We start from the raw sequence: 23,500 nt of genomic DNA, 5'->3' as shown, positions 1-23,500 counted from the left end.
ATGATATATAAGAGAATACAAAAGGGGCGCTTTTTAAAGCGCCCTAATCGATTTATAGCAAAAATAGAAATAAATGGAAAAGAAGAAACGGTCCATGTGAAGAACACAGGGAGGTGCGCGGAACTTCTGGTTCCGGGAGCAGAAGTGTATGTCCAGAAGTCTGAAAGTGCAGGGCGTAAGACTGGCTGGGACCTGATCAGTGTCCGGAAGGCTGACCGGCTGATCAATATGGATTCCCAGGTGACAAACAAAGTGGTGCAGGAATGGATTGAAGCCGGGAGATGGTTCAAGGACGTGAAGATCGTCAGACCGGAAGTTACCTATAAGAATTCCAGGTTTGACCTGTATGTGGAATATGAAGAGAAAAAAGCGTTTATAGAAGTGAAAGGGGTTACGCTGGAAGAAGAAGGCGTGGTAAAGTTTCCGGATGCACCGAGCGAGCGGGCAGTGAAGCATTTAAAAGAGCTGGAAGAAGCGGTGCAGGAGGGGTACGAGGCTTATGTATTCTTTGTGGTCCAGATGAAAGGAGTACGTTATTTTACACCAAACAGACGGACTCACAAGGAATTTGCAGATATTCTTGCAGAAGCAGCGGAAACCGGGGTTCAGGTGATCGCAAAGGACTGTTTTGTAACGGAGGATTCCATTGCAATTGCGGACGAAGTTCCGGTAGTACTTACCAATCCACAGCTCTATGAAGCACCGGAGCTGCTTGTGGAATGGTACAGAGAGCGGAAACGGGATCTGCCATGGAGACATCATGTAAATGCCTATCGGGTATGGGTGTCTGAAATTATGCTACAGCAGACGAGAGTGGAAGCAGTAAAGCCATTTTTTGAGCGTTTCATGACAGAGCTTCCAACGGTAAAAGATCTAGCCGAGGCACCGGAGGATAAGCTTTTAAAGCTCTGGGAAGGGCTTGGATATTATAACCGGGTACGCAATATGCAAAAAGCAGCGCAGAAGATCGAGGAAGAATACGCAGGAAAATTTCCGGAAAATTATGAGGAGATCAAGGCGCTTCCAGGAATTGGAAATTATACGGCAGGGGCAATTTCTTCTTTTGCCTATGGAATTCCAAAGCCGGCAGTGGACGGAAATGTTCTCCGGGTGGTATCAAGACTGCTGGCGAGCGATGAAGATATTATGAAAGCGTCCGTCAGGACAAAGATAGAAAATGCGATTGAACCGGTGATCCCAGAAGATGCAGCATCGGATTTTAACCAGGGGCTGATCGAAATTGGTGCGATTGTCTGTGTGCCGAATGGGGAGGCAAAGTGTGAAATCTGTCCTCTTACGGGAATCTGTGAAGCGAAAAGGCTGGGAATCCAGAATGAACTGCCGGTGAAGAAAAAGGCAAAAGCGCGCAGGATTGAGGAGAGAACCGTTTTGATTTTTAAGGATGGTGATCATGTGGCAATCCGGAAACGACCGGATAAGGGACTGCTTGCAGGTATGTATGAGTTCCCGAATCTGGACGGAAAGCTTACGATGGACGAAGTAACCGCTTACAGTAAATCTATCGGGCTTGCACCGATCCGTGTGAAAAAGCTGCGGAATGCGAAGCATATTTTCAGCCATATTGAATGGCATATGACTGCGTATGAGGTGATCGTGGATGAACTGGAGAAGAACTGCAAAGAAGAGATGATCTTTGCACATCCGGAAGAAATACAAAAGGAATATTCCATGCCATCGGCGTTTAGCGCATGGAAGGTGAAATAAAAGAAGGACATTGCTTTTCGGTTTTGCGAAATGCGATGTCCTTTCTTTGGATCAAACGAAATAATTATAAGTGTTTAAATCACCTGACGTGCAAGCCGTGGTGACTTTGCACCTTCCTGTGCATAAATTAGTGAGTACATGAAATATGCCATCACACATGCAGCAACTACATCCACTACGGAATGTTGCTTCAGGAACATGGTTGACAGAATGATCAGAATGCTTAAAACAAGAGATCCTTTCTGGATCAATCTGGAGTGCTGAAGCTTCTCGCAATGGGAAATTGCGATGTAACAACAAATAGAGTTGTATACATGAAGACTTGGAAGCACATTCGTAGGTGTATCCGTCTGATAGATCCGTTTAACCAGCTCGATACAGAAGTTATCACGCGTAAATACTTCCGGTCTCAAGTTCAATCCGTTCGGAAATACCGTGCAGATGATCAGAAAAATGGTCATACCGCTGAACATGATCGCGGAGGCTTTGTAAAATCCCTGTTTATCATTAAAGAACAAATATCCCAGTGTGACTGCAATATAAGCAAACCACAGCAGGTACGGAATGATGAAATATTCACAAAACGGGATGTAGTCATCGAATATCGAATGGATTACAAAATAATTGTCGGTCACATGGCGTTCCAGATAAGTAAACCATGGAAAATAAATAAAAGCATATAGTAATACCCATGCATGGCTGTATGTATGCATCAGTGTCTTTAATTTTTTAAAAATATGACTCATGATAAAAATCAGCTCCTTCGGGTGAAGATGTTTCTTCCTTGTTACTAGAGGTAGTATAACATTAAAAATTTTTCTCGACAACAGACTTCATAAAACATTCATATTTTTTTCTATTCTCTATTTTACGGAGAAACCTTCAAAGATATACATATCATATTTATTCCGTGCAGTTTTATAAGCTTTTTGATTGCGGAGTGTCCAGACTGCCATCGGAATACGGTACAGATAGTGGTTCAGCCAGACGGAAGGATTGCCGGCATCTGCAAGTTTATAAGAAATAAAGTCCGGACGACAGATCAGGTTGGTAAGCAGGAACTGTACACAAAAGCGCGCCAGAAAAGGATTTTCCGGATTCGTGCGAGTCAGGGCAGAAGAAAGTTGTCCACGAAGAACCTGAGGCGCATGCTTGTGAAACCATCGGATTCCAAGTGAGTTGAAAGACTGGACCATATAAGGCCCTTTATAATCCTTTAAAATATCCCATGTGGCAGGACAGAGCTTCATATTGCTGTCCGGAAGTTTCAGTTCAATCAGAAGAGGAACCCGCCCATTGACATAGCGAAGGACATCTGAAAAAAGTGGCATATGCTCCGAAGTTCCGGAAAGATGCAGGTGCTGTAGCGTATCAAACGTGGAATCCTCAACTGTCCCTTCGGCATTGCAGATCCGCTTTAAAGACTCGTCATGGAATACGACTACTTTTCCATCACGGGTGAGATGGATATCAAGTTCGATGGCAAGATTTTGTTTTACTGCCTCACGAAATGCCAGCATAGAATTCTCGGGAATCAGCCGGGAAGAATCATGTAGTCCGCGATGGGCATAATCCCGCTTGAGATAAGGGAGGATTTTGCTTCGGCGGGAAGTATTCGGCATGATCATATACAAATATAAGAAAAAACATACAACAACAGTTAAAAGAATCCAAAACAACAGCATAGAAAAGTCCCCTTCTTTTATGTAATAATTTTCAGTGTCTCAGGTTCGAGAGAGAACGAAACATCCTTCTGGAGATAAATCGGTTCGCCGTCAGAATGTACCGGAAGTGCTACTTTTGAGTGTACTTCTGCTTTTTTACAGCGGAAGATATGTACGCCTGGAAGTCGAGTATGCTTTCCGGAAAACACAGTCGGCAGAATTGCCAGAGCAATAATTTTGGGAACATTTGCAATCACAATAAAGTCCAGCAGATCATCATCCGGTTTGGCATCCGGGCAGAATTTGCATCCACCACCTTCATAAGGAAGATTAAATGCAGAGGCAAAGAAAACCCGTTTAAAATGAAGTCTTTTGGTATCGTCCAGAAGGATTTCCATCTCATCTGGCTGACAGCGGCGCAGACGGTAGAGTGAGCAGGCTGCATAGGCAAGTTTGCCCAGACCGAGCCGGTTAAAAAAGACTTTAACCCTGGAAATACAAAGTTGATGGCAGATAGCTGCATCGTATCCGATTCCGGAACTGACGGCAAAACGGTGAACCTTGTCATGATAGTGCAATACACCAAGATTGATCTTACGCGTCTGTTCAGAATGAAGTACCAGATCCAGAGCTTTCATGGTATCGGATGGAAGGGCAAGTCCCCGGCCAAAATCATTGCCAGAGCCGATCGGAATGTAACCGAGGGTAACCAGGCTTAAATTCTGCAGACCACAGATTACTTCATCCACACTTCCATCACCACCAAGTACAACGATCGTAACAGGATCCCCGGAGGCGGTAAGCTCGGCGGCAATTTCCGTTGCGTGATGCCGGTGATGTGTAAAATGGATCTGGTAATCTATATGTTCTGCTATCAGCTTTAATTTAATCTTTTCCCATAGTGCAAGTCCCTGACCCGAGCGGGCGTTAGGATTGGCTATAAAATGATACATAAAGTCATCCCTTCACTTCTGTAAATTTAGTTTCATTCTAGCATCGGAATGAGAGGATATTGTCAAAAAAACAATAAAAATGCAAAAATTTATTGAGGCAGAGTGTTAAAAGTGCTATTCTGGTACATGTGTTAAAAAATAAACATAAAATAAATGGAGGTAATACTGTGAAATTTATAAGACAATTCTTGATTATCATATTGATTTCTTTTGCAGGAGAGCTTTTGCATGCAATCCTTCCACTACCGGTTCCTGCAAGTATTTATGGCTTGCTGATCTTGCTGGCAGGTTTGCAGACAAAAGTAATTCCTTTGAAAGCAGTTGATGAGGCCGGTGGATTTCTGATTGAAATCATGCCGATGCTTTTTATCCCTGCAGGAGTAGGTCTGATGGTATCATGGGGAGACTTAAAACCGGTTCTTGTTCCGATCATGGTTACAATTGTAGTGACAACAGTGCTGGTTATGGGCGTGAGTGGAAGAACCGCTCAGTTTGTACTGAAGAAAGAGGAGAAGAAGGATGAGTAATATGCTGCATGGATCGACCTTTTTTTGTATGGCGATCAGTCTTTTTGGATATGAAGCAGGAATTTTTTTGCGTAAAAAGTTAAAAATTGGTATCTTCAATCCACTTCTTGTTTCGATTGTTTTTGTAATTATCGTGCTAAAAGTGACTGGAATTGATTATGATACTTATGATAAGGGAGCGAATGTACTGAGTTACCTTCTGACACCGTCAACAGTCTGTCTTGCAATTCCGCTTTATCAGCAGATGAATCTTCTTAAGAAGAATCTGAAAGCGATCATTGCAGGAATTACAACAGGTGTATTTGTCAGCCTTGCCGGTGTATGGGTATTTTCTATGTTGTTCCACCTGAAGAAGCAGTTCTATGTAACGCTTCTTCCAAAATCAATTACCACAGCGATCGGTATGGGAATCTCAGAAGAGCTTGGTGGAATTGTGACGATTACAGTTGCTGCGATCGTAATTACCGGGATTATTGGAAATATGTTTGCAGAGGGAATCTGTAAGCTCTGCAAAATTGAGCATCCGATTGCAAAAGGACTGGCAATCGGAACAGCTTCCCATGCTATGGGAACGGCAAAGGCAATGGAAATCGGAGAGATTGAAGGAGCAATGAGCAGTCTTTCTATTGCAGTAGCCGGATTGATGACGGTTGTAGGTGCATCGATTTTCTATCACCTGTATTAGAGAGGAGTGTGCAAAATATGGAGAAAACAATTATCTGTATCGGACGGGAATATGGAAGCGGCGGACATGAAATCGGTGAATTGCTGGCAAAGCGTACCGGTTATGCGTTTTACGATAAAGAGAAGCTGTTTGAAATTGCAAAGATGCGCGGATACGAGAAAGAAATGCAGGAGTATCTGGATGAACAGCCGGTGGACAGCCTTCTTTATTCAATCGCAATGAATTTTGCAGAACCGAAGAAGAAGCCATATCCATTTAAGCTGATTGAAGAGCTTGCGGAAGAAGGACCATGTATTATTATGGGAAGGTGCGCAGGTTATCTGATGAGAAACCGAGAAGAAGCTTTTAGTGTATTTGTCCATGCAGACATGGAAACACGAATTGAACGCGTGAAAGAGCGTGATCATATTACAAGCAGAATGAAAGCGAAACGTAAGATCCAGGATGTGGATGAGAAAAGAAGCGCTTTTCGTAAGGATTATACCGGACAGGAATGGGGAATGTCGAAGAATTATGATCTTTCGGTCAGCACTACAGAGTTGTCCTATGAACAGGCAGCAGATCTGATTCTGTATTATAAGAAGATGACAGAAGAATCTGACAGAGCTTAGAAGGTATAAAAAGAATATACTAGTTTGTTGAATCCAGAAATGGGAAATGACATGGCAGGTCATTTCCCATTTCTGGATTTTAGAGATATAGAAGGGCTCAATTTCTATATCTTAGTTTATAGAATACGTGGCTTCTATAAATTATTTATATATTCGTTACAATCTTTTAGAGGGCAAAATTTGATTTATCTAGGCATCTCCCATGCGTTATGATCCGTGTGAAGCAACATATGTGACTTGTGAGAAAGCGGTTTCTCAAAGAAATCACGGTACAGACGGAGTACATCCGGGTTCTCATGTGAGAAGCGAAGTGGTGCATTCTTATCAAGGAAATAAAGATTTTCACCACGTGTCCGTGCAAGTTCTTCTCCGTCATGGATTGGCTGACCGCCACCGCCGACGCATCCGCCAGGGCAGGCCATGACTTCTACAAAATCATAATGTACTTCACCATGTTCGATTGCTTCGATCAGTTTACGTGTGTTTCCGAGTCCGCTGACAACAGCAGCACGAACAGTAGCATCTCCAAGCTGGATCTCAGCTTCTACAACACCTGGCTGTCCACCAGGATTGCGGACAATCTTGAATGCATCCGGATCAGGGTTACGTCCGGTTACAAGGTAGTGAGCAGAACGAAGTGCTGCTTCCATAACACCACCTGTTGTTCCGAAGATAACACCGGCACCGGTCCATTCTTTCATCAGAGGATCGCATTCACGATCAACCAAAGAAGCAGGATCAATATGTGCAGAACGGATCATGCGTGTCAATTCACGAGTTGTAAGTACAACGTCTGTCTCGTGTCCGGCATATTCACCATAGAACAGTTCCATGTTACTTTCGCCTTTTTTGGCAACACATGGCATGATAGATACAGTAAACATATTTTCCGGTTTCACACCGATGGATTCTGCAAAATAGCTCTTCATAACAGAACCGAACATCTGCTGTGGTGATTTGGCTGTTGAAAGCTGTGGCACCAGATGTGGGTACTGTGATTTAAGGAAGCGTACCCATCCAGGGCAGCAGGAGGTAAACATCGGACGAAGATTTAATTCGCCTTTTGTAAATCTCTGCAGGAATTCATTTCCTTCTTCCATAATAGTAAGGTCTGCTGTGAAGGAGGTATCGAATACATAGTCAATACCCATTTTCTTCAGAGCATCCATGATCTTGCCGACAGTTGCTTCTTCACGGGAAAGACCAAGAGCTTCACCCCATGCAGCACGTACAGCAGGAGCAACCTGTGCAACAACGACTTTCTTGTCATCAGCGATTGCATCCCATACTTTCTCTGTATCATCACGTTCGCGCAGAGCGCCGACCGGGCAGTGAGTAATACACTGACCGCACAGAGAACAGGAAACCTCGGAGATCTTATGGTTGCCGGTTACATTAATGGTAGTACGGGAACCAGTACTTGTCACATCCCAGATATGTAAATCCTGGATCTTGTCACAGACCTGGATACAGCGCATACATTTGATGCATTTCTGTGAGTCTCTGATCAGCGGAAATTCTTTATCCCAAGGGAATTCTTCCAGACGCTGCTTAAATGGTATTTCGATGATGTTCAGGTCATTTGCAAGACTCTGCAGAGTACAGTTACCGCTTCTGACACAGGTAGCACATTTGCAGTCGTGCTGGGAAAGGATAAGCTGTACAGTCTGTCTTCTGGCTGTACGAACCTTTGGGCTGTTTGTATGGATTACCATACCTTCTTTTACTACGTTGTTGCAGGAAGTTACCAGCCGTTCCATTCCCTCGAGTTCAACAACACAGACACGACAGGCTGCGATCTCGTTGATATCTTTCAGATAGCAGAGCTTTGGAATCGGGATATCCGCCATTTTGGCAGCATCCATGATAGTAGTACCTTCCGGGACAGATACGTTTATATTATCAATTGTAAGATTTACCATAATGTTTCACGACCTCCTTTGAAAATGCCGTAGCCGAAGTGGTCGCAACGCAGACATCTGCTGGCTTCCTGTTTCGCTTCTGCCTCGGACATGCAGTTTTCTACACCGTTAAAGTCACAGACACGTTCGCAGGCTTCACGCTCGGTCATGTTTACTCTTCCGCACGGCGGGCGGTCATCAAGACGCGCTTCAGGAATCTCAACGTCACAGCTGATAATGTGGTGATATCCCAGGTATTCGTCTATGTTAGCAGCTACTACTTTTGCAGCAGCAATAGCTTTGATTACGGATGCAGGACCGGAAGCACAGTCTCCGCCGGCAAATACACCCGGAATGTTATCGAATCCGCCGTATTTTTCGGTTAAGATCTTACCTCTCTGTACAGGAACACCGGCTTCTTCAAAGTGCTGGTATTCAATATCCTGTCCGATTGCAACGATCAGTGTCTGGCATGGAATAAATACGTCAGGAGCACCTGTCGGACGTACACTTGCACGACCGTCTTTGATCTTACTGATCATCTGTGGTGTAACGTAGATTCCTTTTACATGACCGTTTTCATCTGTTTCGATGCGGGAAGGAGCCATCAGAGTCTGTACTTCGATTCCTTCTGCAACAGCACCTTCAATCTCTGCCGGAAGGGCAGTCATATCTGCCACGCGGCGGCGGTAAACGATGCTGACTTTTTTAGCCCCCAGACGTTTTGCGGTACGGACAGCATCCATAGATACGTTACCGCCACCGATAACGGCTACTTCCTGTCCGGTAAGATCCGGGTTCTGGTTCTTTCCTACATCACGAAGGAACTGAACAGCAGAAAGGACACCTTCTGAGTGTTCGCCTTCGATACCAAGTTTCTTATCGGTACTTGCACCGATTGTAATAAGAACTGCGTCGTATTCTTCACGCAGACTCTGGATTGTCATATCTTTTCCAATCCGTTTGCCAAATTCAACTTTGACACCGGTCTCAAGGATGGCATTGATATCATCGTTCAGACGGTCTTTCGGCAGACGGTAGTTCGGGATACCATAGCGGAGCATACCGCCAAGTTCCGGCAGCATCTCAAATACGGTTGTCTGGTGTCCCATCAGCTGCAGATAGTAAGCTGCACTTAATCCACCAGGGCCACCACCAACAACGGCAATGCGCTTTCCGGTAGATGGAGCACATGGCGGCGGTGGAACTTTTCCGGCATAATCAGCAGCCATTCTCTTAAGACCGCGGATATTGACTGCATCGTCTACGATGTTACGACGGCAGCGTGCCTCACAAGGATGTTCGCAGATAAAACCACAGGTGGTCGGGAATGGATTGTCCTTACGGATCAGGCGGATCGCATCTGCGTAACGTCCTTCTCCGACAAGAGCGATATATCCCGGAATATCTACATGTGCCGGGCACAAAGATACACAAGGAACAGGCTGTGTGTACTGGCAGGTACATCTTCCCTGGCGCACATGTTCTTCATAGTCTTCCCGACATCCCATCAGACTCTTGTAAACCATGTGAGCTGCTTCATACCCGATCGCACAGTCAGCTCCTTCCATGATTGATACAGAGAGTTCTTCCATCAGGTCTAATGTTTCCATAGTTGCGTCTCCGTTCATAACGTCGGTCAGCAGGTTTTTCAGCTGCCACAGACCAACACGGCACGGCACACATTTTCCACAGGTATGTGTATGACACATCTCCAGGAAAGCACGAGTCATGTCAACAGGACATAGTCCCGGAGGACTGGATTCGATTCTTCGCTCCAGATCTTTGTAGAGCCCTTCGATAACCAGCTGGGCTTTGTCTGGTGCAGTGATTTCAAGTCTACTCATAGCTTTTTTCTCCTTTAACTTTTTTTGCTAATCTACAGGACAGATGAAGAAAATCATAGGGAAAACATCTGAATACTATAGATTAACTCTATGGACACACTTATAATGATATTGTATGCATTTTAGTACAATCTTGCAAGCAAAGTTAATAAATAGACAAATAAGTTAATTTTGTCACAAAATGATAAAAAATATCAGCAATATGTACAAAATGGCAGAACAACGATAAAGGGTGCAAAAAATAAAAAAATTATGTTACAATAACACCTGTAAAAGAGATGTCTGTTTTACAGGCACAATTAACAGAAAGGGCGGAAGAGGAAAAATGAAAGTAACAGATTTTGGTGCAACAGTTAAAGGTGACGAGACAAAATTATATACGCTCACAAATAAAAACGGAATGGAGATTGCAGTATCCGATTACGGTGCAACGCTGGTACAGGTGATCGTACCGGACAAAGAAGGCAAGCCGTGTGATGTTGTGCTTGGATATGATGAGGCAGCAGGATATGAAGAAGGAGATCTGTTCTTCGGTGCAATTGTCGGGAGAAGTGCAAACCGTATCGGAGGAGCATCCTTTGAACTGAACGGAGTGACCTATCAGCTTGAAAAGAATGATAATGGCAATAATCTCCACAGCGGAATGGATTTTTATAACCAGAGAATGTGGAAGGTAAAAGAAACCGCAGATGATTATATTACATTTGAACTGGACAGCCCGGATGGTGATCAGGGATATCCGGGAGCTGTACATATTGAGGTAACATATACTCTGACAGAAGACAATGCAGTGAAGATCGCTTACCATGCAGTTCCGGATGCAGATACTCTGATCAACATGACAAATCACAGCTATTTTAATATGGATGGACATGCATCAGGAGATGTACTGGATCAGGAAGTATGGATTGATGCAGATGCATTTACCAGAGCCGATGCCGAGTCTATTCCGACAGGCGAGATCACACCGGTAGAAGGAACACCGATGGATTTCCGCACAAAGAAAGCAATTGGCAAAGAAATCGAGACAGATTATGAAGCACTGAATTTCGGGAAAGGATATGATCATAACTGGGTTCTGAACAATAAAGGAGAATTTGCGAAAGTGGCAGAGATGTCCTCGGAAGAGAGCGGAATCACTATGGAAGTTTATACAGACCTTCCGGGAATGCAGCTTTATACAGGCAACTTTATTGTTGATGCCAAAGGAAAAGGCGGGGCGCATTACCACAAACGCCAGGCAGCCTGCTTCGAGACACAGTTCTTCCCGGATGCAATCCATAAAGAGAATTTTGCCGGGCCGGTATGCGAGAAGGGCGAAACTTACGAAACAACAACGATGTACAAGTTTATATAACAACAGATAAGCCGAAAAGGTGCCATGGACATAAAAATCCATGACACCTTTTTTGAAAATATGTGCTGTAAAAAATCAGCGAAGGAATATGAAAAATTCATTTTACGCTGTGGTATATCTGTGAAATCAGAAAATGCCATCCAGATAATGCCCGATCGAACGGCGGATATTACCTTCAAAATCAGTCTCTCCGTTATGCAGACACCATTCAAATACATTTCCGATAACCAGCATACGGATATCAGTGCAGATTTCATCCAGGGAAATCTTTGGCGCAATGATGCCGGCATCAATCGCTTTGCGAAGATAATTCTCTACGGTAAGGATCGGGTACGGTCGCTCGGTACGGATCGTTGGGTTCAGTGCCTGGTTGCGCGGTGTGTAGTAGTTGGACATGAATTCTACTCCGAGTTCCCGGCAGTACTGTGCGTAATTCAGATAAACGTGGATGATACCGATCTTTGCCTCATCTGCATCTTCCGGCGTATCCAGAAGATCCGGATTGATGCTTGGCTGTTCTTCAATATAATAAGATAAAAGATCATCTTTGGTTTTAAAATGATGATAGAAGCTGCCGTTGGAGACACCTGCTTCATCACAGATATTTTTTATGGAAAGCTGATCGTATCCCTGCTTCTGCAGAATTGTCTTGGCTGCATGAAAGATACGTGCTTTGGTTTCTTTTGATTTTTTCTGTTGTCTGGACAGTGGCTCTTTTTCAATATCGCTTGACATTTGGTTAATCCTTTCTTAAAATTTTTCAGTCAGATTAGCTGTAGTATAGCATATTTAATAGAAAAAGACAAGAAAACCGAGCGAACTCTGTAATTTTAACGGGAATTGAAAAATAAGAGATGACATGGTATCATTAAATCCATAGCGAACAAAAAGAGAGGATTGGATATCAATGGATATTAACCAGAAAATAACAGAAGAACTGGGCGTAAAAAAGTGGCAGGTAGATGCGGCTGTAAAGCTGATTGATGAAGGAAATACCATTCCGTTTATTGCGCGTTACAGAAAAGAAGCACACGGTACACTGGATGATGAACAGCTTCGTAAATTATATGAACGACTGACCTATCTGCGGAACCTGGAAGAGAAAAAAGAACAGGTTCTTGCAAGTATTGAAGAACAGGGCAAGTTAACACCTGAGCTGAAAGCACAGATCGTGGCAGCAGAGACGCAGGTTCTGGTGGACGATCTTTATCGTCCGTATAGACCAAAACGCCGGACCCGTGCGACAATTGCAAAAGAAAAAGGTCTGGAATCACTGGCGGTTCTGATCTCTCTTCAGAATAGTAAGGAGCCCCTGGAAAAAGAGGCAGAAAAATATGTTTCTGAAGAAAAGGGCGTGAAAAATGTGCAGGAAGCGATTGACGGTGCGAAAGATATTCTTGCAGAAAATATTTCAGATGAGGCAGATTACAGAAAGAGGATCCGCGATCTGACGTTCAAAAAGGGTACGCTGGTTTCTGCTGCAAAAGACGAAAAAGCAGAATCTGTATACGAGATGTATTATGATTTTACAGAAGCGGTCAGCAAAGTAGCCGGACACCGTGTGCTGGCACTCAACCGTGGAGAAAAAGAAAAATTCCTGAGTGTTAAGATTGAAGCACCGGAAGAGGAAATTCTCCGTTATCTGGAAAAGAAAGTGATCCGCAGGGATAATCCATACACAACACCGGTTTTGAAAGAGGTTGTGGCCGACAGCTATCAGAGGCTGATCGCACCGGCGATCGAGCGTGAACTGAGAAACGAACTGACGGAAAAAGCAGAAGATGGCGCAATCCTTGTGTTTGGAAAGAATCTGGAGCAGCTTCTGATGCAGCCGCCGATCGTCGGACAGGTTGTGCTTGGATGGGATCCTGCATTCCGTACCGGATGCAAGCTTGCTGTGGTAGATCCGACCGGGAAAGTAATCGGCACGACTGTAATTTATCCGACAGCGCCTACGACTCCGAAGAAGATCCAGGCAGCAAAAGATCTGCTGAAAAAGATTATTCCAAAGTATCACATCTCTTTGATTTCCCTGGGAAATGGAACAGCATCCAGAGAATCAGAACAGTTTATTGTAGAACTGTTAAAAGAGATTCCGGAAAAAGTGCAGTATGTGATCGTAAATGAAGCGGGAGCATCTGTGTACTCAGCAAGTAAACTTGCTACAGAAGAATTCCCAAAATTTGATGTCGGGCAGAGAAGCGCGACATCCATCGCAAGACGTCTTCAGGATCCGCTTGCCGAACTGGTAAAGATCGATCCGCAGTCGATCGGTGTCGGGCAGTATCAGCATGATATGAACCAGAAAAAATTAGGAGAAGCACTTGGCGGTGTGGTAGAAGACTGTGTAAATAAAGTCGGTGTGGACCTAAATACTGCATCGGCTCCGCTGCTTTCTTATATTTCCGGTATTTCCGGAACCCTTGCGAAAAATATTGTTGCCTACAGGGAAGAAAATGGAAAATTTGAGAATAGAAAAGAACTTCTCAAAGTACCAAAACTTGGACCAAAAGCATTTGAGCAGTGTGCCGGGTTTATGAGGATCCAGGGCGGAACCAATCCACTTGACGGAACCAGTGTACATCCGGAGTCTTACGAGGCGGCAGGAAAGCTTCTTGAAAAGCAGGGCTTCAAGCCGGAAGATATTGCAGGCGGCAAACTTGCAGGTCTGTCTCTTACCATCAAAGATTACAAAAAGCTCGCTGAAGAACTTGGAATAGGAGAGATCACCCTTCGGGATATTGTCAAAGAGCTGGAAAAACCGGCGCGTGATCCACGAGATGAGATGCCGAAACCAATTCTCAGGACGGATGTCCTTGATATGAAGGATCTGAAGGAAGGAATGATTCTGAAAGGAACCGTGCGAAATGTCATTGACTTTGGTGTATTTGTCGATATTGGAGTGCATCAGGACGGATTGGTGCACATTTCCCAGATCACGGATCGTTTTATCAAGCATCCACTGGAAGCAGTCAGCGTAGGAGATGTTGTAGATGTAAAGGTGATGAGCGTTGATTTACAGAAGAAGCGGATCCAGCTTACAATGAGAGGAATTCAGTAATACATGTTCGGATATGTGACGGCGAATGAGCCGGAATTAAAAGTAAAAGATTATCATAAATATAAAGCGTATTACTGTGGCCTTTGTCAGTCACTGAAGAGACAGTATGGCAGCGCAGGTCAGCTTACGCTTGCCTATGATATGACATTTGTGATCATTTTACTTACTTCTTTATATGAAAGTGAAACAAAGGCAGAAAGCCATCGCTGTAAGATGCATCCGTTAAAGCCACAGCCAATGCTGGAAAATGAGATCACAGAGTATGCGGCCGATATGAATCTGATCATGGCGTATTATCATCTGGAAGATGATTGGAAGGATGAGAAGAAAGTAGCAGGGCTTCTCGGGAGTATGGCTTTGAAGCGAAAAGTAGAAAAAGCAATTTGGAAATATCCAAGGCAGAGTCGTGTGATCAGAGAAGAAATGGCAAAGCTTTCGGAATATGAAAGTCAGGGTATACAGGAAGTTGACTATCCGGCAGGCTGTTTTGGCCGGCTGATGGAAGAGATGATGGTATATAAAGAAGACTGCTGGGAACAGCAGCTTCGAGGGATCGGTTTCTATCTGGGCAAATATATTTACATTATGGATGCTTACGAAGATCTGGATAAGGACCTGGAAAAAGGAACTTATAATCCATTAAAAAAGATGCATGAAGAAGCCGGATATGAAGAAAGATGCAGAGACATTCTGTGCATGATGATCGGCGAATGCGCAAGAAATTTTGAAATTCTGCCATGTGTACTGGACGTGGATATCCTGCGGAATATCCTGTATGATGGCGTATGGAAACATTACAGAAAGATACAAGAAAAGAAAAGCGAGGAAAAGGAAGATGACAAAGAATCCTTATGAGGTGCTTGGCGTATCACCAAATGCGTCGGAAGAGGAGATAAAAAAGGCGTACAGAGAACTGAGCCGGAAATATCATCCGGATGCCAATGTGGATAATCCGCTTCGGGATCTTGCTGAAGAAAAGTTCAAAGAAGTACAGGAAGCTTATGATGAAATTATGAAAGAGCGGGCGAATGGAGGATATAATTACGGATACGGCGCGGGTTCAGGGAACTATTCTTATGGTAATAATTCCTATGGGAATCAATCTTATGGCAATGGCAGATATCAGCAGTACAATAATATGAATCCGGAGATGCAGGCGGCATTCAATTTTATCAATAACCGTAGATATCAGGACGCGATCAATGTGTTGAACCGTATGAATGACCGGACTGCACAATGGTATTATGCAAGTTCCATGGCCAACGCCGGCGTAGGCAACAATGTGCTGGCAAGGGATTATGCTGCGCAGGCAGTGAATATGGACCCGAATAACCCGCAGTACAGAGAGCTGATGAACCAGCTGAACTGGGGAGCACAGAGATATAATAGTAATCCGTTTGGTCAGGGATATGGCAATCGTAATTCCTCTCCGTGTGGAACTGGAAATATGTGCTGTGATCTGTGGATCGCAGATTCATTATGTGAATGTATGGGAGGAGATCTGTGTCCATGCATCTAAATACAAAAAAGATTGCATTTGCAGGCGTTATGCTTGCACTGACAGAAGTGGGGATTGCGCTTGGCAGTGTGATCGAAACGAATACCCTTTTTTTACTGGCGGCGGCGTCCTTCTTTGTCGGGATTGTGATTCAGGAATTTGGATTGAAAAGCGGGGCAGGCTTTTTACTGGCTGGAATTTTGCTGGCAATCCTTCTGTCTCCGAATAAATTATATGTGGTTTCCTATGCATTTATGGGATTTTATATTCTAATTATAGAAACAATATGGTATTTTTCTGGAAGAGCTTCCGGATGGATCAGAAGCCGTAACTTTTTCTGGCTCATGAAATATCTGGTATTTAATGTACTTTATATTCCGGGTTTAATATATTTCTGGAGTATGTTATCTGAAAAAAAGACTGTAAAAGGAATAATGCTTATGTCTGTTGTATTTGGACAATTTATACTTTTTGTCTTTGATAAGACATATGAATATGCAATGGGGAAAATCTGGAAAGAAAATAGACATAAATTCGGATTTTAAAGCATATATAATACAATAATGATGATGTGAGTGTCGAAAGTAAATTTTGCTGCTCACTGATGTAACCGGATTGTTCTATTGCTACGCAATTCCCATAATCCTCGAACACATCATAATAATAAAAATATAAATTTTATGTATTTTTTGCACAAAAAAGTGGAAAATTTAACAGAAAAATTGTATAATATAAGACAGGACAAATAGGAAAGAGAGGATTCACTTATGAAGCAGAATAATATGCTTGCTATGATCTTGGCGGGCGGACGAGGAAGTCGTCTTCACGAGCTTACAAATAAAGTAGCCAAACCTGCGGTTTCATATGGTGGGAAATACAGAATCATTGATTTTCCACTTAGCAACTGTGCCAACAGCGGAATTGATAATGTAGGAGTCCTGACACAGTATGAGTCTATTTTACTTAACAGTTATGTAGCGGCAGGCCGCAGATGGGGGTTAGATGCCCAGAACAGCGGAGTCTATGTACTTCCACCGCGTGAAAAAGCGGATGCGGATCTGGATGTATACAGAGGAACAGCAGATGCAATTTCACAGAACATTGATTTTGTGGACATGTTTGCACCAGAATATGTACTGATTCTTTCCGGTGACCATATTTATAAGATGAATTATGATAATATGCTTGATTATCATAAAGAGACTGGAGCAGATGCAACAATCGCGGTCATCGAGGTTCCGATGAAGGAAGCAAGCCGTTTCGGTATTATGAATACGGACGATGAGGGAAGAATTGTAGAGTTTGAAGAGAAACCGGAGAATCCAAAGAGCAATCTGGCATCCATGGGTATTTACATATTCAACTGGAAGCTTTTAAGAAAGATGCTCCTTGCAGATATGAAAAATCAGGATTCCAATCATGATTTCGGAAAAGATATCATTCCGACTATGCTGAATGATGGAAGAAAGCTCTATGCATACAAGTTCAAAGGATATTGGAAGGATGTCGGAACAATTGATTCCCTGTGGGAAGCAAATATGGATCTGATCAATAGTAAAAATGAACTTGATCTGAATGATGATTCATGGAAGATTTACACAGAGGATACAACTGTGCTTCCTCAGTATGTTGGCCCGACAGCAGAGATTGAAAGAGCATTTATCAACCAGGGATGTGTGATCAATGGAAAAGTCAAAAATTCTGTATTGTTTACAGGTGCAAGAGTCGGCGAAGGTGCACAGATTATTGACAGTGTACTGATGCCGGGCGTTGAAGTAGAAGAAGGTGCAGTTGTAACAAGAGCGCTTGTGGCTGATGGCGTAAAGATTGGCAAAAATGCAGTTGTCGGATCAGCAGACAGTGAACATATTGAATTAGTATCAAAACGTGTTAAGGGGGATGAGTAATATGGCACAGGCATTTGGAATCGTAAGTTTTGCCGGCAACAATATCCGGGTAGGAGAGATGCAGAATTACCGTCCGGTTGGTGCTGTTTCATTCCTTGGAAGATACAGAGTTATCGATTTCCCAATCTCTAATATGAGCAACAGTGAAATCGAACATATTCAGGTTTATGTAAGAAGAAAACCGCGTTCTCTTACAGAACATCTTGGAACGGGCCGTCATTACAATATCAACTCAAAGAGTGGCCGTCTTCATATTCTTTATTCTGATTTTGCAAATGCAGAATGGAGTGTATACAATAATGACCTGGCGGCATATGAAGAAAATATGGAGTGTATTGAAGCTGTAAAATATCCATATGTAGTTATTGCACCAAGTTATATGATTTATACACAGAATTATGATGAATTACTTAAGACACATATTGAATCTGGTGCAGATATTACCCTGTTATATCACAGTGTGGATAATGCAAAAGAATACTATCTGAACTGTTCAACACTTAATCTGAACAAGCAGAAGGGTGTCCTTTCATTGGAACCGAACCATGGTAACGCGAAAAACCGTAATATTTTCATGGACACTTATGTAATGCGCAAAGATCTGTTTATGGAACTGGTTAAAAAGGGAAGAAAAATTTCTTCCATGTTCACACTTAATGATATTGTGAATATGGCATGCAGTGAACTGGATGTACGTGGAGTGTCACATCGAGGATTCTTTGCATCTATCACAGATTTTACGAGCTACTATAATGCAAACTTATCACTGATCGATATGAAGAATGCAGTGACTTTGTTTGATAAGAACTGGCCGATTTACACAAGAACAAATGATTCATGCCCAACAAAGTATTATGAAGGAGCAAGTGTCAAGAGATCGGTAATTTCCAATGGATGTCTGATCGAGGGTACTGTTGAGAATTCGGTAATCGGACGTGGATGCGTAATTAAGAAAGGTGCAGTTGTCAAAGACAGTGTTATCCTTCCGGGAGTTGTAATTGGAGAGGATGCACGGATTGAAGCGCAGGTAGTGGACAAGAGTGCAAGGATTGTCCATGCAAAGGAACTGATTGCAGATCCGGAAAAACCAGGATATGTAAGAAGAAACGATACTTTATAATATAATCAAAAGAAATTCAACAGAGAGAAGAATGCCGGCGTGGGCAGACTTCTCTCTGTTTTTTGGTTTCATAAAAAAAGAGGCTCATAACGAACCCCTTTTGCTGCTTTGTAAAATTATAATCTATTCGCGTCCCATTTGTAAAATCGGGCTGATCTTTTTGTAGATCAGGAATACGATCAATGATACCAGGAAACCTTTCAGCAGATTGAAAGGTGCAACAGAAAGTAAAACAAAAGTCAGAAGACTGTTGATATGACTGTTGACTGCGGTTCCCATGGCAACCAGTGCGTCGATCGGCATATGGAATGCAGCAGCGTATGCCGGAAGCAGAAGGTATGCATTGATAAAACATCCGACAATTGTCATAAAAACAGTTCCTGTTACCATACCGATGATCGCACCCTTGCGAGAATGTAACTTCTGATAAATCAGGGAAGCTGGAATACACATTGCACATCCGATCAGGAAGTTTCCGAGGTCTCCAACACCAGCTGTTGATGTACCTCTGATCAGGAGGTTCAACAGGATTTTGACCAGTTCGATCAAAGCGCCGGCTACAGGTCCCATGGTAAATGCTCCGATAAGGACCGGAACTTCACTGAAATCAATTTTGTAAAAGGTTGGTGCAAATGGAAGTGGAATATCAAATAACATCAGAACCATAGCGATTGCTCCGAGCACACCAATCTGTGCAATTATCTTTGTGCTGATACGTTTTTTTCTTTCGTTGTTGTTTTTGGGTTTGTCATTACATCTGTACTCATTTTTTCTCTCCTTTTCTCTTGACATAATCAGATGAATTGAGGAGGAAAATCTTCGAAAGCCTATGCAAAAAAATCCCCGACGTAATACGTCGGGGGATTATTTGCAAAATCACTTTTTCTTCTCTCATCCAGACTTTACTGTCGGTTTTGGAATTGCACCAAATCAGCTGTCAGAAATCTGACAGGTCGCGGACTGTAACCGCCGGTTGGGAATTCTGCTTATACTATAGCGATAAGAAGTCACCCTACCCCGAAGAATTTCCTTGTTCATTTGAACACATTATAGCGCAGGCGTATATAAAATACAAGTACAAGTTAAGAAAAGACAGTGTTTTTCTAAACCCGGAGTGAGCAGTAACGACTTGTTTCCAAAGATTCGGTATGATATAATCGGTGTGACTTAATCTGATATGGAGGAAAATGAATGAATATAAAGTTTGAAGTAAAAATGACAAAAAAAGCCATGTTTGATTTTATGCTCTATACTTCCTATACAAGCCTTAGTGGAATCATCGGTGTGATTTTCGGTGGTGTAACACTGGTGCTGGGAATCAGACAATGTATGTTTGGAAGCTACAGTACAGCTGCAACGTTCTTTTTGTTTGCCGCAATTTTTCTGATCGGAAACCCACTTCATTTAAAAGCACGTGCGGCAGAACAGGTAATGCGCTCCCCGATGTTTCAGAAACCGATTAGTTATGAACTTAACGAAGAAGGAATCCGCATTTCACAGGATGAACAAAGTGTGCTTAATGAATGGGGAGATTTCCGGAAGGCAGTTTCAACCGGTCAGTCTGTAATTATATATGTAACAAAGGTAAGAGCACTGATTTTTCCAAGAGAATCCCTGGGAGAACAGTATGCGGCAGCAGTGCAGATGATTTCTACACATATGTCAGCCAAGAAAGTCAATATCAGACACGTCAGTGCAAATTAGGAGGCAGACCAGAAGATGATAATTGAAACAAGAAGTGCCAAAGAAACCTATGATCTCGGTAAGAAGATCGGGAGTCATGCAAAAGCAGGAGAAGTCTATACACTGGTAGGAGATCTCGGCGTCGGAAAGACCGTATTTACCCAGGGACTGGCAAAAGGACTGGGGATTGAAGAACCGATCAGCAGTCCAACCTTTACCATAGTCCAGGTATATGATGACGGAAGACTTCCGTTCTATCATTTTGATGTGTATCGGATTGGTGACATTGAAGAGATGGACGAGATTGGTTTTGAAGACTATGTATATGGAGACGGTGTAAGCCTGATCGAATGGGCGAACCTGATCGATGAGATTCTTCCGGCGAACCGGACAGAGATCACGATAGAAAAAGATCTGGAACAGGGATTTGATTTCCGCCGGATTACGGTAGAGAAAAGAGGAGAATAATATGCGCATTTTAGCAATAGACAGTTCGGGACTTGTTGCAACTGTCGCAGTAGTTGAAGAAGAAAACGAAATTTCCAAAACGATTGCAGAGTATACGATCAATTATAAAAAGACACATTCACAGACCTTATTACCGATGTTGGATGAAATCGTGAAGATGACGGATATGAATCTGGATACGATTGATGCGATTGCGGTAGCAGGAGGACCGGGATCATTTACCGGACTCAGAATTGGTTCAGCAACTGCAAAGGGACTGGGGCTGGCACTGAAGAAGCCTTTGATTCACATTCCGACAGTAGACGGACTTGCTTATAATCTGTGTTATACAGACAGGATCATTTGTCCGATCATGGATGCAAGAAGAAATCAGGTATATACTGGTATTTATCAGATGGACGGTGATAAACTGCAGGTTTTGGAAGCACAGATGGCAGTCGAAATCGATGAACTTGCCAAAAAACTTTGTACTTATGGAAAACCAGTGATCTTTCTTGGAGACGGTGTACCGGTGCATAAAGACAGGCTGGAGAAGGAATTGATGACGAATTATGATATTGCATTTGCACCGGCACATATGAACCAGCAGAGAGCTGCAGCAGTCGGTATGCTTGGAATTCAGTATTATAAAGAAGGAAAAACAGAAACTGCAATGGAGCACAAACCGGATTATCTGCGTGTATCACAGGCAGAACGGGAAAGAGAAGAACGTCTGAAAGCAGAAAAAACACATGAGTAATAGAGATAACATAGAAATTACTTTGATAACAGAAAATGACAGAGAACGAATGGAACAGGTGGCGCAGATGGAAACAGACGTATTTCCGGATCCGTGGAGTTATCATGAAGTGAGATCAACTGTCAGACAGAAGCATACTTTTTGTGCGGCAGCAATGGAAGGGGATACCCTGCTGGGATATTTTCTGTGTTATTATGTTCTGGATGAATGCGAGATCGCAAGAATTGCAGTTGCTGAATCTGAAAGACGCAGAGGAATTGGACAGATGCTGTTTGGATTCATGGAACAGATCTGCCAAGAAAAGCAACTGAAAAGAATGCTTCTTGATGTCCGTAAGAGTAATCAGACAGCGATTGCTTTTTATGAAAAAAACAAATTTGGAATCGATGGAGAGCGAAAGTTCTATTACGGAGGGAAAAATCCGGAAGATGCAATCCTGATGAGCCGCATGGTTTAGAAAATGGAAGAAATCGCAAGAATATACAAGACTTCCCACTGGAAGGCGTCAGTCTGTGACGTTATAATGTACCTGAACATAGAAAGAGCTGAAAAATGAAATGGCAGTCTTTTTTGCAAAGATACTCAGGAGGAAGTAAGATGCGTAATTATAAAAAAATTCGGACAGAAAAAAATACAGTCACAAAGATTGTGTGCAATAAATGTAAAAAAGAAATCACAATAAAAAATGGAATACCGGAGGAAGAGATGCTTACAGTTGAAAAAAGATGGGGATATTTTTCGCACAAAGACGGAGAACTCCATCGATTTGATATCTGTGAGGAATGTTATGATACCTGGATAGCATCTTTCCAGATTCCGGTATATGGAGAACAGGAGTTAGAATGTTAGATGTATGTTTGCTTGGAAGCGGTGGAATGATGCCGCTTCCTTATCGATGGCTGACCGCACTTATGACAAGATATAACGGCAGCCAGCTGCTGATTGACTGTGGTGAAGGCACACAGATTGCGTTAAAAGAGAAGGGATGGAGTTTTAAACCGATCGATGTAATTTGTTTCACACATTACCATGGAGATCATATCAGCGGACTTCCGGGACTTCTTCTTACAATGGGAAATGCGGACAGAAAGGAACCGCTTACTCTGATTGGACCGAAAGGTCTGGAGAGAGTGGTGAGTTCTCTGCGAGTGATCGCGCCGGAACTGCCATTTGAAATCCACTATAGAGAAATTACAGAGCCAGAACAGATTTTTGAGATGGATGGATATCGTCTGAAAGCATTTCGTGTAAAACATAATGTGATCTGTTACGGTTATACGATTGAGATCGACCGTGCCGGCAAATTTGATGTGCAGAGGGCAACAGAACAGAAAATTCCGAAGGAATACTGGAAACATCTTCAAAAAGGTGAGACAGTAGAGCTTGACGGAAGAATACTGACGCCGGAGATGGTCCTTGGACCACCTCGAAGAGGAATTAAGCTTACCTATTGTACAGATACAAGACCGACGGATTCTATCCGGAAGAATGCAAAGGGTTCAGACCTGTTTATATGCGAAGGAATGTACGGAGAAAAAGAAAAAGCGGCAAAGGCAGTAGAATATAAGCATATGACCTTTTATGAGGCAGCAAACCTGGCAAAAGAGGCGGAGGTAGGAGAAATGTGGCTTACGCATTACAGCCCGTCCCTGCGCCATCCGGAAGAATATATGGATGAAGTGCGGGCAATCTTTCCACATGCGATCGCAGGAAAAGACCGTATGACAACAGAACTGGATTTCCCGGAATAAGCA

The 23,500-nt window shown here is 43.0% G+C and carries 24 protein-coding genes and 1 riboswitch; of the genes, 17 read left to right on the top strand and 7 right to left on the bottom strand.

What is annotated here, in order from left to right; all coding sequences use genetic code 11:
- Window positions 1-1,725, top strand: coding sequence for an A/G-specific adenine glycosylase (gene mutY, locus NQ556_RS13785; protein WP_022219998.1), 1,725 nt, complete (start codon window positions 1-3; stop codon window positions 1,723-1,725).
- 74 nt (window positions 1,726-1,799) lie between these two features.
- On the opposite strand, the gene NQ556_RS13780 is transcribed toward mutY, so the two are convergent.
- From NQ556_RS13780 to NQ556_RS13770, 3 genes are all read right to left on the bottom strand, one after another.
- A complete protein-coding gene (locus NQ556_RS13780) occupies window positions 1,800-2,471 on the bottom strand; it encodes a phosphatase PAP2 family protein (RefSeq protein ID WP_022219999.1) in 672 nt (223 codons plus the stop codon).
- 117 nt (window positions 2,472-2,588) lie between these two features.
- Window positions 2,589-3,410 carry a glycerophosphodiester phosphodiesterase family protein gene (locus NQ556_RS13775; RefSeq protein WP_022220000.1) on the bottom strand — a complete coding sequence of 274 codons (822 nt, stop codon included), beginning with the start codon at window positions 3,408-3,410 and terminating at the stop codon, window positions 2,589-2,591.
- A 17-nt stretch (window positions 3,411-3,427) separates the two neighbouring features.
- Window positions 3,428-4,342, bottom strand: coding sequence for a diacylglycerol/lipid kinase family protein (locus tag NQ556_RS13770; protein ID WP_008373630.1), 915 nt, complete (start codon window positions 4,340-4,342; stop codon window positions 3,428-3,430).
- 167 nt (window positions 4,343-4,509) lie between these two features.
- Here NQ556_RS13770 and NQ556_RS13765 point away from each other — a divergent pair, with 167 nt between their 5' ends.
- The 3 genes from NQ556_RS13765 to NQ556_RS13755 are packed head-to-tail and all read left to right on the top strand — an operon-like array spanning window position 4,510 to window position 6,165.
- Window positions 4,510-4,869, top strand: coding sequence for a CidA/LrgA family protein (locus NQ556_RS13765; protein ID WP_022220001.1), 360 nt, complete (start codon window positions 4,510-4,512; stop codon window positions 4,867-4,869).
- Window positions 4,862-5,554, top strand: coding sequence for an LrgB family protein (locus NQ556_RS13760; protein WP_055156236.1), 693 nt, complete (start codon window positions 4,862-4,864; stop codon window positions 5,552-5,554). Before NQ556_RS13765 ends, NQ556_RS13760 begins: the two co-directional genes overlap by 8 nt.
- A gap of 17 nt (window positions 5,555-5,571) precedes the next feature.
- Window positions 5,572-6,165 carry a cytidylate kinase-like family protein gene (locus NQ556_RS13755; RefSeq protein WP_008373636.1) on the top strand — a complete coding sequence of 198 codons (594 nt, stop codon included), beginning with the start codon at window positions 5,572-5,574 and terminating at the stop codon, window positions 6,163-6,165.
- Between the two features lie 185 nt (window positions 6,166-6,350).
- Here NQ556_RS13755 and NQ556_RS13750 read toward each other — a convergent pair whose 3' ends face one another.
- Both NQ556_RS13750 and NQ556_RS13745 read right to left on the bottom strand, forming a co-directional pair.
- Window positions 6,351-8,087, bottom strand: coding sequence for a [FeFe] hydrogenase, group A (locus tag NQ556_RS13750; RefSeq protein ID WP_008373638.1), 1,737 nt, complete (start codon window positions 8,085-8,087; stop codon window positions 6,351-6,353).
- Entirely contained in the window at window positions 8,081-9,913 is a 1,833-nt protein-coding gene (locus NQ556_RS13745; protein WP_008373640.1) for an NAD(P)-binding protein, read from the bottom strand. Before NQ556_RS13745 ends, NQ556_RS13750 begins: the two co-directional genes overlap by 7 nt.
- A 325-nt stretch (window positions 9,914-10,238) precedes the next feature.
- Between NQ556_RS13745 and NQ556_RS13740 the strand changes: the two genes are divergently transcribed.
- Window positions 10,239-11,270, top strand: a complete 1,032-nt coding sequence (locus tag NQ556_RS13740; protein ID WP_008373642.1) for an aldose epimerase family protein — start codon at window positions 10,239-10,241, stop codon at window positions 11,268-11,270.
- A gap of 126 nt (window positions 11,271-11,396) precedes the next feature.
- Here NQ556_RS13740 and NQ556_RS13735 read toward each other — a convergent pair whose 3' ends face one another.
- Window positions 11,397-12,005, bottom strand: a complete 609-nt coding sequence (locus NQ556_RS13735; RefSeq protein ID WP_022220003.1) for a TetR/AcrR family transcriptional regulator — start codon at window positions 12,003-12,005, stop codon at window positions 11,397-11,399.
- 172 nt (window positions 12,006-12,177) lie between these two features.
- Here NQ556_RS13735 and NQ556_RS13730 point away from each other — a divergent pair, with 172 nt between their 5' ends.
- The 6 genes from NQ556_RS13730 (at window position 12,178) to glgD (ending at window position 18,856) form a co-directional block, all read left to right on the top strand.
- On the top strand, window positions 12,178-14,331 hold the full coding sequence (locus tag NQ556_RS13730; protein ID WP_022220004.1) for a Tex family protein: 2,154 nt from the start codon (window positions 12,178-12,180) through the stop codon (window positions 14,329-14,331).
- A gap of 3 nt (window positions 14,332-14,334) precedes the next feature.
- Complete coding sequence (locus NQ556_RS13725) at window positions 14,335-15,186, top strand: DUF5685 family protein (protein ID WP_008373651.1); 852 nt, start codon at window positions 14,335-14,337, stop codon at window positions 15,184-15,186.
- Window positions 15,167-15,850: a DnaJ domain-containing protein gene (locus NQ556_RS13720; protein ID WP_008373654.1), complete on the top strand. Its 684-nt coding sequence runs from the start codon at window positions 15,167-15,169 to the stop codon at window positions 15,848-15,850. The genes NQ556_RS13725 and NQ556_RS13720 overlap by 20 nt, the downstream gene beginning before the upstream one ends.
- Window positions 15,841-16,374: a hypothetical protein gene (locus NQ556_RS13715; RefSeq protein ID WP_008373655.1), complete on the top strand. Its 534-nt coding sequence runs from the start codon at window positions 15,841-15,843 to the stop codon at window positions 16,372-16,374. The genes NQ556_RS13720 and NQ556_RS13715 overlap by 10 nt, the downstream gene beginning before the upstream one ends.
- A 222-nt stretch (window positions 16,375-16,596) precedes the next feature.
- Complete coding sequence (locus tag NQ556_RS13710; protein ID WP_008373659.1) at window positions 16,597-17,736, top strand: glucose-1-phosphate adenylyltransferase; 1,140 nt, start codon at window positions 16,597-16,599, stop codon at window positions 17,734-17,736.
- Between the two features lies 1 nt (window position 17,737).
- On the top strand, window positions 17,738-18,856 hold the full coding sequence (glgD, locus tag NQ556_RS13705; protein ID WP_022220005.1) for a glucose-1-phosphate adenylyltransferase subunit GlgD: 1,119 nt from the start codon (window positions 17,738-17,740) through the stop codon (window positions 18,854-18,856).
- A gap of 123 nt (window positions 18,857-18,979) precedes the next feature.
- Here the strand turns inward: glgD and NQ556_RS13700 are convergent, their stop codons facing one another.
- Window positions 18,980-19,648 (bottom strand): ECF transporter S component, encoded by a 669-nt coding sequence (locus NQ556_RS13700; protein WP_008373663.1) that lies wholly within the window; start codon window positions 19,646-19,648, stop codon window positions 18,980-18,982.
- Window positions 19,649-19,735: 87 nt separating this feature from the next.
- Window positions 19,736-19,885: riboswitch (FMN riboswitch) on the bottom strand.
- 162 nt (window positions 19,886-20,047) lie between these two features.
- On the opposite strand from NQ556_RS13700, the gene NQ556_RS13695 reads away from it, so the two are divergent.
- The 6 genes from NQ556_RS13695 to NQ556_RS13670 all read left to right on the top strand — a co-directional run bounded on the left by NQ556_RS13695 (window position 20,048) and on the right by NQ556_RS13670 (window position 23,497).
- Window positions 20,048-20,560 (top strand): YcxB family protein, encoded by a 513-nt coding sequence (locus tag NQ556_RS13695; protein WP_022220007.1) that lies wholly within the window; start codon window positions 20,048-20,050, stop codon window positions 20,558-20,560.
- Window positions 20,561-20,575: 15 nt separating this feature from the next.
- Window positions 20,576-21,007: a tRNA (adenosine(37)-N6)-threonylcarbamoyltransferase complex ATPase subunit type 1 TsaE gene (gene tsaE, locus NQ556_RS13690; protein WP_022220008.1), complete on the top strand. Its 432-nt coding sequence runs from the start codon at window positions 20,576-20,578 to the stop codon at window positions 21,005-21,007.
- Between the two features lies 1 nt (window position 21,008).
- Window positions 21,009-21,746: a tRNA (adenosine(37)-N6)-threonylcarbamoyltransferase complex dimerization subunit type 1 TsaB gene (gene tsaB / locus NQ556_RS13685; protein WP_008373668.1), complete on the top strand. Its 738-nt coding sequence runs from the start codon at window positions 21,009-21,011 to the stop codon at window positions 21,744-21,746.
- Window positions 21,739-22,203: a ribosomal protein S18-alanine N-acetyltransferase gene (gene rimI / locus NQ556_RS13680; RefSeq protein ID WP_008373670.1), complete on the top strand. Its 465-nt coding sequence runs from the start codon at window positions 21,739-21,741 to the stop codon at window positions 22,201-22,203. Before tsaB ends, rimI begins: the two co-directional genes overlap by 8 nt.
- A 140-nt stretch (window positions 22,204-22,343) precedes the next feature.
- Window positions 22,344-22,595 carry a hypothetical protein gene (locus NQ556_RS13675; protein ID WP_022220010.1) on the top strand — a complete coding sequence of 84 codons (252 nt, stop codon included), beginning with the start codon at window positions 22,344-22,346 and terminating at the stop codon, window positions 22,593-22,595.
- Window positions 22,589-23,497 (top strand): ribonuclease Z, encoded by a 909-nt coding sequence (locus NQ556_RS13670; RefSeq protein WP_008373675.1) that lies wholly within the window; start codon window positions 22,589-22,591, stop codon window positions 23,495-23,497. Before NQ556_RS13675 ends, NQ556_RS13670 begins: the two co-directional genes overlap by 7 nt.
- The last annotated feature ends 3 nt before the right edge of the window (window positions 23,498-23,500 follow it).

Origin of the sequence: Coprococcus comes ATCC 27758, assembly GCF_025149785.1 — a bacterium.
Classification (GTDB): domain Bacteria; phylum Bacillota; class Clostridia; order Lachnospirales; family Lachnospiraceae; genus Allocoprococcus; species Allocoprococcus comes.
The sequence above is the reverse complement of the archived record's forward strand: the minus strand, read 5'-3'. Positions and strand labels throughout refer to the sequence as shown.

Bases quoted from the DNA above. Each gene is read 5' to 3' on its own strand.
- mutY (WP_022219998.1), top strand. From the start codon at position 1: ATGATATATAAGAGAATACAAAAGGGGCGCTTTTTAAAGCGCCCTAAT.
- NQ556_RS13780 (WP_022219999.1), bottom strand. From the start codon at position 2,471: ATGAGTCATATTTTTAAAAAATTAAAGACACTGATGCATACATACAGC.
- NQ556_RS13775 (WP_022220000.1), bottom strand. From the start codon at position 3,410: ATGCTGTTGTTTTGGATTCTTTTAACTGTTGTTGTATGTTTTTTCTTA.
- NQ556_RS13770 (WP_008373630.1), bottom strand. From the start codon at position 4,342: ATGTATCATTTTATAGCCAATCCTAACGCCCGCTCGGGTCAGGGACTT.
- NQ556_RS13760 (WP_055156236.1), top strand. From the start codon at position 4,862: ATGAGTAATATGCTGCATGGATCGACCTTTTTTTGTATGGCGATCAGT.
- NQ556_RS13755 (WP_008373636.1), top strand. From the start codon at position 5,572: ATGGAGAAAACAATTATCTGTATCGGACGGGAATATGGAAGCGGCGGA.
- NQ556_RS13750 (WP_008373638.1), bottom strand. From the start codon at position 8,087: ATGGTAAATCTTACAATTGATAATATAAACGTATCTGTCCCGGAAGGT.
- NQ556_RS13745 (WP_008373640.1), bottom strand. From the start codon at position 9,913: ATGAGTAGACTTGAAATCACTGCACCAGACAAAGCCCAGCTGGTTATC.
- NQ556_RS13740 (WP_008373642.1), top strand. From the start codon at position 10,239: ATGAAAGTAACAGATTTTGGTGCAACAGTTAAAGGTGACGAGACAAAA.
- NQ556_RS13735 (WP_022220003.1), bottom strand. From the start codon at position 12,005: ATGTCAAGCGATATTGAAAAAGAGCCACTGTCCAGACAACAGAAAAAA.
- NQ556_RS13730 (WP_022220004.1), top strand. From the start codon at position 12,178: ATGGATATTAACCAGAAAATAACAGAAGAACTGGGCGTAAAAAAGTGG.
- NQ556_RS13725 (WP_008373651.1), top strand. From the start codon at position 14,335: ATGTTCGGATATGTGACGGCGAATGAGCCGGAATTAAAAGTAAAAGAT.
- NQ556_RS13720 (WP_008373654.1), top strand. From the start codon at position 15,167: ATGACAAAGAATCCTTATGAGGTGCTTGGCGTATCACCAAATGCGTCG.
- NQ556_RS13715 (WP_008373655.1), top strand. From the start codon at position 15,841: ATGCATCTAAATACAAAAAAGATTGCATTTGCAGGCGTTATGCTTGCA.
- NQ556_RS13710 (WP_008373659.1), top strand. From the start codon at position 16,597: ATGAAGCAGAATAATATGCTTGCTATGATCTTGGCGGGCGGACGAGGA.
- glgD (WP_022220005.1), top strand. From the start codon at position 17,738: ATGGCACAGGCATTTGGAATCGTAAGTTTTGCCGGCAACAATATCCGG.
- NQ556_RS13700 (WP_008373663.1), bottom strand. From the start codon at position 19,648: ATGTCAAGAGAAAAGGAGAGAAAAAATGAGTACAGATGTAATGACAAA.
- NQ556_RS13695 (WP_022220007.1), top strand. From the start codon at position 20,048: ATGAATATAAAGTTTGAAGTAAAAATGACAAAAAAAGCCATGTTTGAT.
- tsaE (WP_022220008.1), top strand. From the start codon at position 20,576: ATGATAATTGAAACAAGAAGTGCCAAAGAAACCTATGATCTCGGTAAG.
- tsaB (WP_008373668.1), top strand. From the start codon at position 21,009: ATGCGCATTTTAGCAATAGACAGTTCGGGACTTGTTGCAACTGTCGCA.
- rimI (WP_008373670.1), top strand. From the start codon at position 21,739: ATGAGTAATAGAGATAACATAGAAATTACTTTGATAACAGAAAATGAC.
- NQ556_RS13675 (WP_022220010.1), top strand. From the start codon at position 22,344: ATGCGTAATTATAAAAAAATTCGGACAGAAAAAAATACAGTCACAAAG.
- NQ556_RS13670 (WP_008373675.1), top strand. From the start codon at position 22,589: ATGTTAGATGTATGTTTGCTTGGAAGCGGTGGAATGATGCCGCTTCCT.